This window comes from Chryseobacterium vrystaatense (genome assembly GCF_000737765.1).
Taxonomy (GTDB): domain Bacteria; phylum Bacteroidota; class Bacteroidia; order Flavobacteriales; family Weeksellaceae; genus Chryseobacterium; species Chryseobacterium vrystaatense.
The window spans coordinates 156428-173872 of sequence record NZ_JPRI01000006.1 but is presented as its reverse complement, the minus strand read 5'-3'; the positions used below and the strand labels follow the sequence as shown (position 1 = coordinate 173872).

Sequence of the window (17445 nt, the reverse complement as noted above, 5' to 3'; positions counted from 1 at the left end):
CAAAGCTATAACAGACAGAACGCGAAGCCATTGTCATTTGACAAAAAAGGATTTACACTATATTTCTGCGGATCCGGCTAAGGGACGATGGGGTAATTCCCAGATAAGAGGCCAGCATCGACTGAGGTACGCGGTTGGCTAGTCCAGGATAATGATTTAAAAAATGAATATACCGTGCTTTAGCATCCAGGTTAAGCATCGTGTTTGCCACCTTAAGTTTGTTTTCTGCAACAAAGGCATGCAGCCGTGCGAATAATACAGGCCATATGGCAATTTCTTTTTCCAGTTTTTTGAAATGTTCAAGATCTATAGCCAGCAGTACACCGTCGGTGATTGCCTCAATATATTCAAGGGATGGCATCTGGTCTGCAAAACCGTGAAAATCTCCAATAAACCTTCCTTCATAAATAAAATAGCGTGTAAAATCATCTCCTTGCTTATTATAATAAAGAGACCTGAATACTCCTTCTTTTACAAAAGCTATCTTTCGGCTCACTTTTCCTGCTTCTATGAAAGCCTCCCCTTTTTGTACAGTGATTTCCTGAAGCCCGTCAGCGATCAGCAGCTTCTCTGTGTCGTTCAGTATTCCGAATTTTCTGATGTAATTAAAAAGCTCTTCCATAAGTATTCTATCCGTATTTTGGAAAAACATAAAGGTAAATAAACACGCTCTAAAACCCATTGTCATTTGACAACAAAGCATATAAAATATACCACATCATCTTCCATCGGCATGTTAATTGATTGATTTTTAAAAACGTAAGACAATGAAAGCAATCTGGAACGGCGCCATTGGCTTCGGTTTAGTCAATATTCCGGTCAAAATATACTCCGCCACCGAAACGACGAAACTGGATCTCGACATGCTCGATAAATCCGACTTTTCCAACATTAAATTTAAAAGAGTTAATGAAAGTACGGGAAAGGAAGTAAAATGGGAAAATATCGTCAAGGGATATCTTATGGACGATAAATATATTGTTCTTGATGATGATGACTATGAGGCAGCGAGCCCTGAAAAAACAAAAATACTTTCTATAGATCAGTTTGTGAAAGAAGCAGAAGTAGACAGTGTTTATTTCGAAAATCCTTATTATCTGGAACCTCAGAAAAATGGTGAAAATGCCTACCGACTTCTTTTAAAGGCACTACAGGAAACAGACATGGCAGGAATAGGTACGTTTGTACTCCGTGACAGTGAGGCTATCGGTATGATCAGGCCCTATAATGACGAGATCCTGGTATTGAACCGTCTCAGATTTGATCAGGAAATAAGGGATTATAAAGATCTTAAAATTCCGGCTCTAAAAGCTCCCAAACCGGCAGAACTCAAAATGGCGGTAAGTCTTATCAAACAGCTTTCTCAGGACTTTGATCCTGCTATGTATAAAGATAATTATTCTGATGAACTGATGAAGATTATCAAACAGAAAGCAAAAGGTAAAAATATAAAAGCTAAAAAAGCCGAACCTGCAAAAGAAGGTAAAGTGATTGACCTTATGGCTCAATTAAAAGCCAGTTTACAAACTCCTAAATCAAAATCTGCATCGTAATGGCTCTCAAAGACTATCAGGACAAAAGAAAGTTCGATGAAACTTCCGAACCTAAAGGTAAAACAAAGAAAAGTAAAGATCAGCTTATTTTTGTTATTCAGAGACATGCAGCCTCAAGGCTCCACTATGACTTTCGGTTAGAAATGGAAGGTGTACTGAAAAGCTGGGCAGTTCCGAAAGGACCGTCTCTGGATCCGAAAGATAAACGCCTTGCCATGATGGTAGAGGACCATCCTTATGATTACAAGGATTTTGAAGGAAATATTCCTGAAGGAAATTATGGAGCGGGTCAGGTGGAAGTATGGGACAGCGGAACTTACGAACCTCTTGACGACAACAGCAAACTGTCTGACGAAAAAGAACTGCTGAAAGAACTGCATGCAGGTTCACTGAAGTTTATTTTACACGGTAAAAAACTGAAAGGTGAATTTGCTCTCGTTAAAATGAAAAATGGTGAAGGAAATTCCTGGCTTTTGATCAAACATAAAGATGATTTTGCAGAAAGCCCTTATGACGCTGAAGATAATACATCAAACAAATCTTTAGTAACTAAATTTTTAGAGGAAAAAAAAAGCCTAAAAATAAAGGAAAAAAAGAAGTCATAACTTCTGAAAGCAGATTTAAAAACTTCAATTCATTGACCAACGAAAAGAAGCTCGCTTCATTCATCAGGCCCATGCTGGCCAAATCTTCTGAAAAAGCTTTTGATGACGAAGACTGGGTTTTTGAAATCAAATGGGACGGATACCGTGCTGTTGCCGATCTCAGCCATGCCGAACCTCAGTTTTATTCCCGAAATGGAATTTCATTTTTATCAAAATTTGAAAAAGTAAGCCAAGATTTTAACCGTCAGAAACACACCATGATCCTTGACGGTGAAATTGTAGCATATGATGAAAACGGGAAACCCAGCTTCCAGCTATTGCAGCAAATTGGTGATAATCCAGATCTTGCATTGACTTATCAGGTCTTTGACATTCTCTGGCTAAATGGACATTCTACGGAAGAACTTCCTCTGCTTCAGCGAAAAGAACTTTTAAAAGAAGCGTTAACAGAAACAGATGTGATCAAATACTGCGATCATATTTCTGAAAATGGAATTGCTTTTTTTGACCAGATGAAAAAAATGAAACTGGAAGGGATGATCGCCAAAAAAGCAGATAGCTTATACACTGAAAATCTGAGAAGCAGTGACTGGCTCAAAATAAAATTCACGAATACTGATGAAGCTATTATCTGTGGGTTTACAGAACCCAGAGGATCCAGGGAAAGTTTTGGAGCATTAATTTTAGGAAAATATATTGACGGAAAACTGATATACTGTGGCCACACAGGAACCGGATTTAATAAGGAATCATTGAACCTGCTTTATAACAGGTTGAAAAAACTCATTGTAAAAACTTCTCCTTTTGAAAATATTCCGAAAACAAATATGCCCGTAACCTGGACAAAACCGGAATTGGTTTGCGAAATCAAATATTCCGAAATTACCAAGGACAGTATTTACCGACACCCTGTTTTTGTAGCGATACGTGAGGACAAAGAACCTGAAGACACCAGTTCTAATTCCGATAAGAATCACCCAATGAACAATAAATCCAAAGAAATGAAAGCGAAAACCTCATCAGCAAAAACTGAAAATCCAGAAAAGGACAAAGAAATTACTCTGAATAAACATAAAGTAAAACTCACCAACCAGGATAAGATGTATTTTCCAAAAGATGGTATTACAAAAGGAGATGTCATTGAATACTATCAGTCTGTGGCATCGTATATCCTGCCCTATCTGAAAAACCGGCCGCTATCCCTCAACCGTTTCCCAAACGGTATTGAAGAACAGGGATTTTACCAGAAAGATGCCGGAGACCATATGCCGGACTGGATCAAAACAACAGAGGTATATTCGGAATCCAATGATAAAAATATAGACTATGTCTACTGTAATGACAAAGCTACTCTTGCTTACCTGAATAATTTAGGCTGCATCGATTTAAATCCCTGGAACAGCGCTCTGCCTGATCTGGAGCATCCTGATTATCTGGTATTGGATCTCGATCCTTCCAAAAAAAACACATTCGATGATGTGATTGAAACGGCCCTTCAGGTGAATGAAGTTTTAAATGAAGTAAAAATTAAAGGTTATTGCAAAACTTCCGGAAGTACCGGAATCCATATCTATATTCCGATGGGCGGAAAATATGATTTTGATCAGGTGAAAGATTTTGCACATATTCTGATGAAGCAGGTCAATGAGAAGCTTCCTAAACTGACCACTTTGGAAAGGAGTTTACAGAAGAGAGATGATAAGAAAATTTACCTGGACTATTTACAAAACAGAACAGGACAGACTCTGGCAAGTGTTTACAGCCTGAGGCCAAAAGAAGGTGGCTCTGTTTCTATGCCCCTGGAGTGGGATGAAGTAAAACCTGGCCTGAAGCCAACTGATTTTACAATACATAATGCACTGGAAAGAATTAAGGAGAAGGGAGACATTTTTAAACCAGTTTTAGGAAAGGGAATTGATATGATGAAGGCATTGGAATTGTTGCAGAATGGCGGGTAATCATAAATATAGGTATCAACCTACTAAAAAACCCCTGCAATATTTATTAATGCAGGGGTTTTACCATATTCAAAACACATCTGTTATTTATTATAGACATGAATATCCCTTTGAGGAAAAGGGATTTCAATTCCTGCCTGATCCAGAGCCATTTTACAAGTTATGATTAACTCTTCATTCATCGCCCAGAAATTTTCATTGGATGCCGTAGCCCGTACGGATAAATTGATAGAACTGTCTCCAAGCTCAGTAACAACGACTTGTGGTGCAGGCTCTTTAAGGGCATATTGATTACTGTTGATAACAGACAGTAAAATTTCTTTTGCCTGTTTCAGATCAGCATTATAGGAAACCCCTATATCAAACCAGGTTCTTCGTGTTCCCAGTTGAGTGTAATTGGTAATACTTTTATTTGAAATCTCTCCATTAGGGATGACAATCAGCTGATTCTGAGGTGTTATTAATCTGGTATGAAAAACATCTATAGCATTCACCGTTCCGGAAACACCTGAACTCGCAGAAATAAAGTCGCCAATTTTAAATGGTTTTAATAATAAAATGAGTATTCCTCCTGCAAAATTGGTAAGCGAACCCTGCAAAGCCAAGCCTACAGCTAATCCCGCTGCACCTATCATAGCCACAAAAGCAGAGGTCTGCACTCCCAATTGGGTAACGACCACGATAAAGAGAAGAATATTCAGACCCCAGTTGATGATGTTTAAAAGAAAAAGCTGTAGAGAAGCTTCCATATTACGCTTTCTGAAAGCTTTTTCTACCAGTCTCTTAATCATCCGGATAAGCCAGGACCCAATTAAATATATCAAAAATGCTGAAATGACCGCGGTAATAATCTTAGGGGCCCAGGTAATTGCTGAGGATACGAAATGATCCCAATGCTGCTGAATACTGTTTAATTTTAAATCATCCATGTTCTACTGTCTATTTTTAATTTAAATATGTTTACTAACTGGAATTTTATCCGGAAATGGATTTCTAAAAGCAATGGGCTGAAATGTGACTGGCTGGTCAATGAAATAAATCCTTAAACCTTTTGGCTTAAAGTACATGGTTAGAAAAATTATAATTATACAGCACGAAAGCACGTTCAGGCTTTACTCAATGATCATTTTAGAAGTCAAATCCTATGAAAGGAAAAATTCTGATTTACAAAAATAATTAAAAAAACATGGATGCTTATTTTTTCAGATAACCGGTTTTCCAAAGATAAACACCAGATTATAAGAACAATACAACGAATATATTTTATCCTTAAATTTTAGGAAACTTATTTTCCAGAACACAGATTTAATGAAAAATATCAGATTTATTATTGTCGGTTTTTAAATCAAATTTTTCAAGATGACAGAAATCATTTTAAGTTTTAATTGAGGGTAATTTTTTATCTTTAGCTTCATAACTATCTTACCATGATCAAAAATATCGGATACTGTAGTCTGTTAACACTTATCGTTATTTGCTGTACTCCGGCAAAGCAAAACAAAAAAAATATTTTAGGAGAATGGCTTTTTGCAAAGATAAAAATTGAAAGCACTCATGCAGAACCTCCAGTTCCTTTTATGCAGGATCCGCATAATATTATTTTTTATGCAGACGGAAAATACATCAATAAGAGCGGCTTTTTCAAAATTCCGGATAATGATGACCGGTGGGAAAATAAAACATTATATCTTGGTGAACAGGCAAAGTATAAGATATTCAAAGACTCTTTATCCCTTCTAAACCCTGTTACTAATACTTACGAAGCATCTAAGGTGGTAAAACTCACTCCTGATACTCTTATTTTAAAATCTAAAGACAAGTCCTTATTTACTTACATCCGTCATATATCAAAACAATATAAAAATGCAAATATTGATAAGATCGTCGTATCAAAATTACCATGTTATGGAACCTGTCCTGTGAACTCCACAGTCATTAGCAATAAAGGTGAGTTGCTGTTTTATGGTCAGCAATTTAACACAAAAGAAGGATTCTTTCAAGCTCATATATCAAAACAGATTACAGAAGATATTTTTAAAGGATTAAGCACAGTTAATATTGAAGGTTTAGAAAAGTACTACAGTGAAAATGCCACCGATATGGCCTCCACAACGATAACATTCATTTCGAATGGGAAAATAGTGAAAACAATATATGATTATGGCTCCAGATCGCCCTTCGAGCTCAGAAGATTAATACGAAACATCAGCTATCTTTACCAACATGCAGACCTTAAAAAACTGATTATACAGGATCCTATATTGACAGCCACTTTACAGTCAGATACAAAGCAGGTAGGACTGATCAACAATTCTGAGAGTTTCTATTTATTCAGCGAACTTTTAAACGCATCATCTATCAGTAACAGCGCTGAAAAACTCCCTTTTACAGGCAGCTATCAGCTTGACCTTCCTGAAAATACAGATTATAAAAAAATAGATCTTTACAAAAGGGTAATTTACACAGACGGAAGAATATTCAAAATACAACTTAGAGATAAAACGTTTAAAACTCTTGATCTTGGCTACAATTTCTTTGAAACCAACAACCTTACAGAGCCGAGAAATTATCCTAAGGGAGTTTCGACACCAGACCCTCTGGCAATATTTTCAAAATGATGTATATCATCTTCCATTTAAAATTTGGAACAATCGTAAAAGAATTTCCGGCATTGACGATATGTTTTGCCACGTAATCGGGCTCCATAATCAAGGATTCGTTGAGCTGCAACCCTTCATTGATCTTTGTTCTGATATAACCGATTACCAAAGCGTTGACTGTTATCTTTCTTGACGCCAGTTCCTGCCTTAACCCAGCCAGATACTGTGTAAATGCGGCCTTTGTACTTCCGTAAACAAAATTGCTTTTTCTTCCTCTTACACCTGAAAGTGAAGACAATCCGATAATCCTTTCAAGTTGGGTATTACTCTGATCCATGGCAATGATATTCAGGATGGAAACAGCTCCCATATAGTTGACCTGCATCATTTGCTTTGTCCCTTTAAAATCTCTCAAAGCTTTTTCGTTATCTACCAAAAACCCGGCAGCATATACTGCAATGTGAGGTTTCACAGGAAGTGTATTGTAAAATTTCTGATGAGAATCAAAATCTACTGCATCAAAATAAATAATGGCGATCTTTGAAGAATCCAGATTATTTTCTCCGACAAATTTTTCAAGTGAACCGGTATCGCGGGAAGCAGCCGTTACAGAGAATCCTTTTTCAAGATATTGTTTTATACACTGCTTGGCTACATCTGAATTAGCACCTAAAATAAGAACGTTCCTGCCTGTATTTTGAATCATCTGACAAAGATATTTGATTTGGTTTGATGATGTATAAATTTTTTAAAATCTACAGGACATTTTTTAATCAAAATTTCATAAATAATTTTCTGTCCTGTCCTATTATAAAAAATCGGCGCGGTGAACAAAGTTCACCGCGCCGAGCAATATTTTCAAACTAAAAAATTATTTATTTTCAGTTTCAATTTCTTTTTTCTCTGCTGTTTTTTCAGCTGCAGCTTTTGCTTTATCTCCAAAACGTGTTTCAGTAAATTCTCTTGAAACAGCTGCTTTTTCGAATTTCAGTTTTCCGGATAAAGTTTCGATAACGAATCCGTCATCCTGAACCTGAGCAATTCTACCATGAAGTCCAGAAGTAAGGACCACTCTGGTTCCTACTTTTAAAGTTTCCTGGAAGTTTTTTTCCTGCTTTTGTTTTCTCATCTGTGGTCTTATCATCAGAAAATAAAACCCCACAAACATTACCCCCATCATGATCAGCATCATAGATGAAGACCCCTGCTGTGCCTGTAAAAAGATTGTCAACATATTTTTAAAATTATGGTTGGATGTTCGCTGTGAACGTTAATTTGATAGGAGCCTTATCTACGTTAGCAAATACATCTGCATACTTCTGAACGTTTCCGTCGAAGCTTGAAGAATCAAAATGCAAAGTAATTTTTCCTTTTTTACCTGGAAGGATAGGGTCTTTTGTAAAGTCAGGAGCAGTACATCCGCATCCAGGCTTTACTTCAGAAATCACCAAAGGATTTTTTCCTGTGTTTGTAATTTCGTAAACGTGTTCTACTTTGTCTCCTTTTTTGATATTTCCAAAATCGAAGTTGTTTTCAGATAGGGCAACGGATGTTAATGGCTGGTTAGAAACCGGAGCTGCAGCAGTTGTTTCAGCTGAAACTGGAGCCGCAACAGCATCAGTAGGAGCTAAATTTGTAGCACCTGCTGTAGAATCTGTAATATTTGCAGCTTCTGCACCTGCAGCAGCTTGCTGATTTTCTTTCTTACAAGAAACCAAACCAAGGCCTATAATAGACAAAGCGATAAATGATAACGTCTTTTTCATGTTAAATTCTATTTTGATCTTTACAATATTTATCCAAAATTCCGTTAATGAAGATATTGGAACGGTCTGTTGCATATACTTTTGCAATTTCAATAAATTCATTGATAATAACTCTTGAAGGCGTAAGCGCAAAATTATCCAGCTCTGAAATCGCTGTAGATAAAATGACTTTATCCATTAAGGAAACTCTTTCCAAATCCCAGTTTTCCAGTCTTTCGCTTAGTTTTTTCTCAGTAGCTTCCCAATTGTTCAGGGTATCTCTAAGAAGTTTTCCTGCGAAAGTTTTATCCTCTTCATCTTTAATCATTTTAATCAAAGTTCTGCTTTCTTCATCTTCTTTCAGGAAACCGATTGTTTTCTGTACCATCGAATTGGCGATATGGATATCGTCATACCATGAAAGTTCCTTATCACTAAGATATTCCTGAAAATCTTCATTCTCAGCAATGTATCTCAAAAACAGTTTTCCAATAAACTTCTGATCCTCTTCAAAAGAATAACCATCTTCTTTCATAAAATCCTGGTAACGCTTTCCTGCAGTAATTCTCTGGAAAGTTTTCACCAATATGTCATCATGCATATCCCATTTCAACTGCTTGTGTTGTCCTGTGAAAAATAATCTCTCCGGATTTTCTTCCAACTTGATCAGTACCTGGTTGTTGATGAATTTTTGGTTAGGATTAATCTCAGCATCGGTTTTAAGATATTTATTCTTCCCGATCTCGATTTGAGTCTCTGCTAATTCTTTCAGAGCTACCAAAAAGTTGAGTTGATAGATATAGAGATTATAGATTTTCTCTATTCCTGAGAACATGTTTTTCTCTAAAACATCAAATTTCAAAGGATTTTGATAGTATGAATACACTGTTTGTACTACTTTTTCACGGATTTGTCGTCTTCCTAACATTCAAAGAGCTTTTTATGGGTGCAAAGATACAAAAATTAAAATTGATGAAATTCGTAGTCTGCCTACATTTTTGTAAATTTGTAAAACTTTATGAAAGCGCTAAAAACCTTAAACCCTTACTTTTGGAAGCACAAAATATTATTGTTTTGGGGGTTGTTATTTATCATTGCCAGTAATTTCTTCAATATATATAAGGTTCAGTTTGTTGGAAAATCTGTGGACGAACTTACTAAAAGCGGGAATCTGGGCTTTAATAAGCAGGTTCTTATCTATGTAGCCATTATTGTAGGCTGTTCACTTTTAACCGGTTTTTTCACGTTTATGATGCGCCAGACGATCATCGTTGCATCGAGAAGGATTGAATATGAACTGAAAAATAAAATTTACAGACATTATCAGGAACTTTCACTTACTGACTATAAACAGACAACTATAGGTGATCTGATGAACAGATTAAGTGAAGATGTTGTAGCGGTAAGGATGTATCTTGGACCCGGAGTGATGTATGTGGTGAACTTGGTAATTCTTCTTTTGATCACCAGTATTTATATGGTGAAGACTGATGCGTATATGACTTTGTGGACTTTGCTCCCTCTTCCTGTTTTATCTTATATCATATTTAAGGTAAGTTCAATTATTAATAAGAAGTCGAAGATTATGCAGAAAAGCCAGTCTGCAATTTCCACTTTTGTACAGGACAGTTTTTCGGGAATCAGGGTTGTAAAATATTTTGCCAAGGAAGATTACATCAAGAAAAACTACGGCATAAAGGTAACTGATTATCAAGACAAAGCATTAGATTTAGCGAAAACAGAGGCCTATTTCTTTACCATTATTTTATTTGTAATCGGGCTGCTGAATGTGGCTGTAATTCTTGTAGGGGGACAAAAGTATATGGCTGGAGAACTTAGCGTAGGTAAAATCGCCGATTTCTTTATGTATATCAATATTTTGATCTGGCCATTCTCAATGGTAGGCTGGGTAACTTCGGTCAATCAGAGAGCGGAAGCTTCGATGCAGCGAATTAATGAATTTCTGGATAAAAAGTCAGAAGTTGTCAACACAAATTTTGAGAACTATCCTATTAAAGGTGATATTGAATTCAGAAATGTTTCCTACGTTTATCCCAATACAGGAATCAAAGCACTGGACAATTTAAGCTTTAAGATTGGCGCCGGAGAATCCCTGGCTATTATGGGTAAAACAGGAAGCGGAAAATCGACGGTTGCCCTTCTTCTTTGCAGACTCATTGACCCTACTGAAGGAGAGATCTTAATTGACGGTAAAAACCTCAAGGAACATAATCTGAAAAACTACCGGGATTTCATTGGCTATATTCCTCAGGAAAGCTATTTATTCTCAGATTCTATTGAAAATAACATCGGTTTTTCTATTGATCATCCTTCCCACGAAAAAGTGGTTGAATATGCAAAAATAGCAGACGTCGATAAAAATATTATTGAATTTAAAGAACAGTATAAAACACTTGTTGGTGAACGTGGGGTGATGCTTTCGGGAGGACAGAAGCAAAGAATATGTATCGCAAGAGCATTAATTAAGGATCCAAATATCATAATTTTTGATGATTCCCTGTCGGCTTTGGATACGGAAACAGAGCAGAATATCCTGGAAAATATTGATAAAAAAATCAACAACGCCACATCCATAATTATCACACACAGAGAGTCTAGCGCTCAAAAAGCTGATAAAATCCTCAACCTTACTGAAATTACCAATTCTGTAACCGCTTAGCTGTTTCATTCTCAATTGTTAAATAAATCATAAAAAAAATTTTGTGATTAAAAGAATTCTTTTATATTTGTTCTTAACAAGATTAAAAAATATCTAACAATGAGTGAATACAAGGAACGCCATGAAAATGAAATTTTCACTAAGGTGTTAAAAGCAGGGAGAAGAACTTATTTCTTTGATGTGCGCGAGACGAAAGCAGGAGATTATTATCTTACGATTACCGAAAGCAAAAAGAATTTCGGAGAGAATGGAGAAGCTACATTCGAGAAGCACAAAATTTATCTTTACAAAGAAGATTTTAAAAGTTTTCAGGAGATGTTTAATGAATCCACAGATTTCATCATTAACGAGAAGGGTGAGGATGTAATATCAGAAAAACACGACAAGGACTTCAAAAGCAAATCATTCACAATTGATTCCGACGACGAAGTTTAAAAAAAGAATATCTAAAAACACAAGCATCTGAAAAAGATGCTTTTTTTATGCCTCAATTTTTCCTGTACAATGTAATTAGGTTGATTTCTTTTACAATGGACATAAAAAAAAGAGTACACTTTCCGGGAAGTATACTCTTTATAATATTATAATATCAGAATTACAGTCTATACATATTCTTTCTTTATCTGCGAAAGTATGGTTGGATCCTGTATTTCATCGTCTTTGGCTAACAGCAACACTTTAGACATCACTTCTGCCGACTTTGGATCATCATCTGCAAACGGAAGGAATAGTCTTCCTCTATGCTGAGATTGGACAGCAAGTATGGACAGATATTTCCCAGGAACCTGATGCACTACTGCACTTCCCAAATGCACACTATACTCTGCCATTTTACCTTTCACTAAGACATGCGAACCTTCTATACTCACATTATCCAGTTTGAATAAACGTGCAGTTTCTTTCATAAGCACAGCCCGCATTTCAATGGAAGAATGACTTGCCTCAGGATCAACTCCTCCAACGTGAGCTACAGACACCACAAGATCTATATCCCGCATTACCTCTGAGAACAGTCTTGGGTTAATATCTTCAAATGGAATATTCTTATAGTCTTTTAATGAATGGAATTCTATCGTTTCCAACGTTGGACTTTCTACTTCAGCCGGAGAAAACCAGTTGGCAGCGGCATACATTTTCACCTGGAAGCCTTCTTTATGATATACTTTTTGCAGCCCTTCTTCATAATCGACTTTCCAGCCTCTTGTTTTTAGCAGGGCCAATGTCTGTTTAGGCTGAACCTGATGTCCGGCATATCGACGCGACACAGATTTTTCCTTCAGCTCATCAGGAGTAGGTACATATAATTCTCTGAAAACTTGCTTGAACGGCTGAATCAGTTTTTCCGTGAAACAATAATGCTGATAATCACTCCAAACTGAATGTTGATGCAGATCGACACAATGGGCAATACGTAACGTATGATCTCCATTTAATTCCTGAATTTCTCCATGAGCATTGACCAGACTGCCCTGATGATAGAATCCTATTTTATGATCATCGGAAATAAATACAAGTTTTTCCAAATGCTTAACAATAACCGGATGTTCAAACAGGTTTTTAATTTCTGCAAAAAGAAACTCGTCACCTCTGATCATTGCCTCCTCTAGTCCTTTACGGGATCGGCTCCATTGCTCACGCATGATCTTACGGTAGTTTCCTAATTCCAGGATGGCTTTTTCTTTTTTGATCTTTGGCGGAATAGATTTCAATTGCTTATCATCTCTGAATACCACCATTTCGGCTTTCCCATCTGCTTCTATAATTAAACCTACCGTAACCCCATCAATTGTAACCTGAGTTTCTTTTGACAGAATGGTTTGAATCTGCTTGGTCTCCATGGCCCAGGTCAGTCTGACAGGATCAGGATAACCGGCATTTCTTGCTAAATTTTCCAACGCCACACGAATAGCGAGTGCTTCACTTGACTGCTTCATAGAGCCAAATTCTTTACTCTCCTTTTTGAACTGCTGAATATATTCATATCGGCTCAAAACATCTTTCTCCGGATTGGCTTTACTCAATGGAACAAGCCCATACACACGAAGATAATCCTGATCGCGCTTGTCTTTAACTTTCGCTGTTACTTCTTTTATTTTCAAATCACCAGTAAGGGTATCCGAATAGAGTCTTGCACGACGGTGTCCGTTTCCGTCGGATATATATTTTGCAGATTCATACAGCATCTCCCAACGGGCTTTACCTAATTCTTTAAAGGCTTTCGTAAACCAATCTTTATCTACTGCTCCGTCCTGAAAATCCTGAACATCTACGGATGAATATTTGGCTACTTCACTTTCCAGTTCTGAATTCTGTGCCTGATAAGCGCTGGTTTTGGTATGGGCATGCATCCACCATATCGCTGAATCCAGACCTTTCCAGCCTAAATAAGTACTGATCAGCTTCTGCCATTGAGGTGCGTACACAGCTGCCTGTATCAAGCGAAGCTCTGAAACCTTCTCTTTCTTCATCATTTCATTGAACAATTCCTGAGTATCGCCAGCTAAAGGATGAGAATTTTTGATCAGATAAGAAAACAGTTTCTGCTTGGTCATGCTTTCGCTGCCATAACTGTAAATGTAATTGGCATAGAGTGTCGTTTTTCCCAATCCTTTCAAAAGCTGTATGAGACGATGCGCACCATATATATTTTGAAACTCCTGAACAAAATGTGAAACCGCCGTGCCTGCATCACCCCGAATAAGTTCTATATCCAGAAACTTATTCTGTACTTCATCAATCATCGGTTTCAGAAAAGGAAATTCCTCAGGATAATTTTCCTGGTTGGGATATGTTTGGGTTCTGGTAAGATCTCTTATAGCTGATTCAGCTGTGATAATCCCTTCGTAAAGTTCACCTTTGGTAATGATTTGCAATTCATAAGCCTTACAAAATAAATACAATGGCGGCACAGAAACTTTTATATTATCCTGCAACCCGTTATACTGCATCCATCGATATAAATTCCATTGCTTGATATGCTGTTCATCTGTAAGATTCTTCTTAGGGATAACCCATAAAAAAACATAAAAAAAGCCTAGTTGCTGCCAGCCATTTCCTCTTTGTGTATAGTAGTAATCCTTATCATCTTTTCCTTTATAATTGATGACATCGTCCGGAAGATGAGCAAAGAGTGTACTGCAGGCATCTATCAGAAAATCAGTTTTTTCCTCGAATACAAATTTATGTTTTAGGGATTCGAGAATTCTGCTGATAGGATTATTCCAATTGTAGTCATCTTTGATAGGATTGGGTATGACATTCTTATGGTAAAACACATATCCCTCCAGGAATTCCCTGAATACTTTTCGGTCGCACTTTTCGGCAAATGTCAGCAAAAATAAATCTCTCGGCAGCATTCCTGAATCTTTAAACCACTGTTCCCATACCTCATGCAGGGGATAATTTTCGGCTAACTGCTGAGGAGTAAACCCCTCTGTATTTCTTTTAATCGCACGGAAAGTATTTCCCATTAATACTTTGGTTACAGAATTACCCCACTCTTCTGATTCATATTCATGGTCTTTATGCTGCAGAAATAAATCATTGAGTTTTTTTAATTCTTCTTTTATCTTGGCAATGGATAGGGTGAAACCATATTTATCATTTTTGGTTGCCTGCGCATATATTGAATCTGCTTCTACCTTGGGTAATGCATACTTTGAAATTACGGAAGGATCATAAAAGCCAAATCCGTTTTCAGCGGAAAGTATGGTCTGATCTCCTGAAGGATTAATCTGATCTAAAAGGCCCTGTTCTCTTTCGGATACCTTTCGCCTTTCAGCAAACTGGCTGGTCCAGGTACCGATTTGAGCAGACGCTCTTCTTTCTTTTTGAAGCTGAAGCATGATATCCAGTGAGGCAGTTCGCTGTTCGATATCTCCTTTGGTCATTAATTCCTCAATCAATGGAGCAACTACCCCATCCTCCTGCTCTATCACAAGCTCTATAAGCTTCTTTCGAAGTGTACCGCCTTTTCTTTTAAACATATCAAAGAAAATCATTATTTCTTCCTTATTTAAAGGATGTTGCTGTAATACATTGATGCTTGATGCGATCAAAGATTCACTGCGGTCTTTGAGAATTTTAAATGCAAACTCTTTCTGGAATGGTGTTACAGCGAGTTTTTTCTTTCCGAAATTATAGGAGTACGAATAACAGTAGAACTCACCCAAAATAGCTCTTGATAACTGTTCACGCAATGAGAGTTCAAACTGCTCAAAATAAGAAAGGACGGTATTCAGTTTTTCAGTATTCTCCCCTACCAAATAGAACATCGAAGCGTATAATGTACTTTTACTGAAGGTGGCATTAAGCCAAGAGAATATTTTACCTTCAAATTTCTTTTCCTTCACCTCTATCTTTTGGGTAAGCTCATGCAGCTTTTCGAAGAAATCAGGATAATCAGGATTATTGATAAAGAATTTTGACTTAACATTTGCACTTAATAATGTTGATAAGGGCTCTCCTGCAAATGCTAAAACCTGCAGATCGCCTTCCAGTACAGCCTTATAATACAATGGCATTTGGACATAAGGATCTTGGGTTTCTCCTGCAAACTTGACAGCCAGGCATTTCTTTTCAACACTGCCATGATCATACAGCTGATGCAGATAAGGAACGGCTTTCTCTACATCCCATACAGATTGCACCCACAGAGCCATGTATACTTCATTATTATTCTTGCTTTTTATGGCATCAGGAATCAGCTCAGGATTCTTGAAATAGGTATCCGCTAATGAAACGATATTTTTTATCACCGATTCTTTTTCTGCATCCCAGCCTAAACCTGTCCAGGTATCTATAGAACGTACTACAGATGAGAATCGGGTTAACTTATGTTCTACAATCACATTCGTCATGTATTCCAAAGCTCCTATACTGGTTTCATCCAAAGCTTCCAGAACCGTTTGCCTCAAACCTTCCTGCCGTTGTGCAGCCAGCAAGAGTTTTTCCACCAGTTCCCAACATCGCTTTTGCTCACTGTTGAGTAATGCTTTTATAATGTTCCGGGATACTTTTCCTTCAGGATGTTTATTGAAAATAATATCTTCAATCAGTTGATAAATCGCTGTGTTCCCCGTATCTATTGCTGCTGACCAAATGTAGAACTGATTGGAACTATTTGATATTTCACTGTCGTAAATAATCTGTTCTTCTAACGAAAGATCAAAATACTGTTCACCTCCACTACTGTAAGAATATACACTGGGAAGCTCAAGCAGGCTCCCTAACAAATTGATTTGGTTAAGAAATAGGTACTGTTCATTATTCGGTGCACGGAAAGACCGCCGATAATATCCCGTCTGATACATTTTAAATGGCATTTTGTTCAACGCGTACTTTACGAGATCTACATTCTCTCCAAAAAAATAAACCAACAGGTTATGATACTCTTTGTCGTTCCAAATATCGGGTTTTATATACTTTTTAAGGTTTTCTGTTTTTTTAGAACCTAAAGTTAGGCTCTCAAAATAATTGGTCTTCCCAACTATCAACAAACCAAATTCTGCTACTTCTTTTTTAAGTTCGGGTTTTGAAAAGAGTTTTGATAATACACCTTTTTCTGCCTGCTCCTTTAAATCTTTCCGTAAATCTCTGTAGTTATTTACTGTCTTTTTTGATTCTAATTTTTCTGTGATTTCCATTTATTTTGATTCAGTGTCTTTAATTACCAATAACTTCCTGCAAGAAATGTAAGCCTGATAAAAGCAAAAGTATGCTGCAAACTCAGGTCTATGGTTTGAGTAAGATTTTCAAGTTGCTCATCATTATAAAAAACAACAAACATCCCGTCTTCAAAAGCAAGAATAGCATTTTCCTGTGCCTTCTGAATATTTGCTTTCTTTTCATTATAAATACTTCCAAATCCCACCTTGCCGGTATCTGTAAGAATATTCAGATAGTTTTCCACAGGAATTTTAGTATAATCCTGATCTTCCAGCTCAAATGATTGGGCATTAAATGCTTCAACCTGCTGCCGAACAATTAATTTTAATAGATTTTCTAAGGTGATCGTGATATCTTCGTAAGCGATTTCAATTTTTTTTTCTGAAAGAACAGGATGTTTCTTCCCCAACTGCTTTACAGTGACCTTTATTTCCATATTTGACGTTAGTGTGGATTAAATATAGTAAAATTTCTCAGGGCCATTGTATCAATCTGAGATTTTATGACGAATATCAATAAAAAAGGGTCAATGGCAGAATTTGTTTTGCAAGTGAATTTTTGAATTCAAAATATACGATTTTGAATAAAGTTGCTTATGATTTACAAAAGAAAAAACGGACTTTTGGTCCGTTTTTAT

Annotated in this window: 14 protein-coding genes; 6 read left to right on the top strand and 8 right to left on the bottom strand. The window is 36.8% G+C overall.

The window, feature by feature from the left end:
• Positions 1–52 precede the first annotated feature (52 nt).
• Positions 53–622, bottom strand: a complete 570-nt coding sequence (locus tag IW16_RS16560) for a Crp/Fnr family transcriptional regulator (protein WP_034746747.1) — start codon at positions 620–622, stop codon at positions 53–55.
• 145 nt (positions 623–767) lie between these two features.
• Here IW16_RS16560 and ku point away from each other — a divergent pair, with 145 nt between their 5' ends.
• From ku to ligD, 3 genes are read left to right on the top strand one after another with little or no spacing between them, the layout of a single operon-like run.
• The gene (gene ku / locus IW16_RS16555; protein ID WP_034746743.1) at positions 768–1553 is read left to right on the top strand and encodes a non-homologous end joining protein Ku; all 786 of its coding nucleotides are present in this window, start codon (positions 768–770) and stop codon (positions 1551–1553) included.
• Positions 1553–2158, top strand: coding sequence for a DNA polymerase ligase N-terminal domain-containing protein (locus IW16_RS16550; protein WP_034746740.1), 606 nt, complete (start codon positions 1553–1555; stop codon positions 2156–2158). The genes ku and IW16_RS16550 overlap by 1 nt, the downstream gene beginning before the upstream one ends.
• Before the next feature lie 32 nt (positions 2159–2190).
• Positions 2191–4116, top strand: coding sequence for a DNA ligase D (gene ligD, locus IW16_RS16545; protein ID WP_228376952.1), 1926 nt, complete (start codon positions 2191–2193; stop codon positions 4114–4116).
• Positions 4117–4199: 83 nt separating this feature from the next.
• On the opposite strand, the gene IW16_RS16540 is transcribed toward ligD, so the two are convergent.
• Entirely contained in the window at positions 4200–5045 is an 846-nt protein-coding gene (locus IW16_RS16540) for a mechanosensitive ion channel family protein (protein ID WP_034746737.1), read from the bottom strand.
• A gap of 498 nt (positions 5046–5543) precedes the next feature.
• On the opposite strand from IW16_RS16540, the gene IW16_RS16535 reads away from it, so the two are divergent.
• The gene (locus IW16_RS16535; RefSeq protein WP_034746734.1) at positions 5544–6734 is read left to right on the top strand and encodes a DUF6438 domain-containing protein; all 1191 of its coding nucleotides are present in this window, start codon (positions 5544–5546) and stop codon (positions 6732–6734) included.
• Here IW16_RS16535 and IW16_RS16530 read toward each other — a convergent pair.
• The 4 genes from IW16_RS16530 to IW16_RS16515 all read right to left on the bottom strand — a co-directional run bounded on the left by IW16_RS16530 (position 6688) and on the right by IW16_RS16515 (position 9389).
• Positions 6688–7422, bottom strand: coding sequence for an SDR family NAD(P)-dependent oxidoreductase (locus IW16_RS16530; RefSeq protein ID WP_034746731.1), 735 nt, complete (start codon positions 7420–7422; stop codon positions 6688–6690). The genes IW16_RS16535 and IW16_RS16530 overlap by 47 nt on opposite strands.
• A gap of 165 nt (positions 7423–7587) precedes the next feature.
• Complete coding sequence (gene yajC, locus IW16_RS16525) at positions 7588–7950, bottom strand: preprotein translocase subunit YajC (RefSeq protein ID WP_034746727.1); 363 nt, start codon at positions 7948–7950, stop codon at positions 7588–7590.
• Positions 7951–7960: 10 nt separating this feature from the next.
• Positions 7961–8482: a DUF1573 domain-containing protein gene (locus IW16_RS16520; protein ID WP_034746725.1), complete on the bottom strand. Its 522-nt coding sequence runs from the start codon at positions 8480–8482 to the stop codon at positions 7961–7963.
• Position 8483: 1 nt separating this feature from the next.
• On the bottom strand, positions 8484–9389 hold the full coding sequence (locus IW16_RS16515; protein WP_034746722.1) for a transcription antitermination protein NusB: 906 nt from the start codon (positions 9387–9389) through the stop codon (positions 8484–8486).
• Positions 9390–9479: 90 nt separating this feature from the next.
• On the opposite strand from IW16_RS16515, the gene IW16_RS16510 reads away from it, so the two are divergent.
• Complete coding sequence (locus IW16_RS16510) at positions 9480–11141, top strand: ABC transporter ATP-binding protein (protein ID WP_034746719.1); 1662 nt, start codon at positions 9480–9482, stop codon at positions 11139–11141.
• A 99-nt stretch (positions 11142–11240) separates the two neighbouring features.
• Entirely contained in the window at positions 11241–11576 is a 336-nt protein-coding gene (locus tag IW16_RS16505) for a DUF3276 family protein (RefSeq protein ID WP_034701927.1), read from the top strand.
• Positions 11577–11743: 167 nt separating this feature from the next.
• Here the strand turns inward: IW16_RS16505 and IW16_RS16500 are convergent, their stop codons facing one another.
• Both IW16_RS16500 and IW16_RS16495 read right to left on the bottom strand, forming a co-directional pair.
• Positions 11744–16786 (bottom strand): DUF4132 domain-containing protein, encoded by a 5043-nt coding sequence (locus tag IW16_RS16500; RefSeq protein ID WP_034746716.1) that lies wholly within the window; start codon positions 16784–16786, stop codon positions 11744–11746.
• Positions 16787–16809: 23 nt separating this feature from the next.
• On the bottom strand, positions 16810–17244 hold the full coding sequence (locus IW16_RS16495) for a hypothetical protein (RefSeq protein ID WP_034746713.1): 435 nt from the start codon (positions 17242–17244) through the stop codon (positions 16810–16812).
• Between the last annotated feature and the right edge of the window lie 201 nt (positions 17245–17445).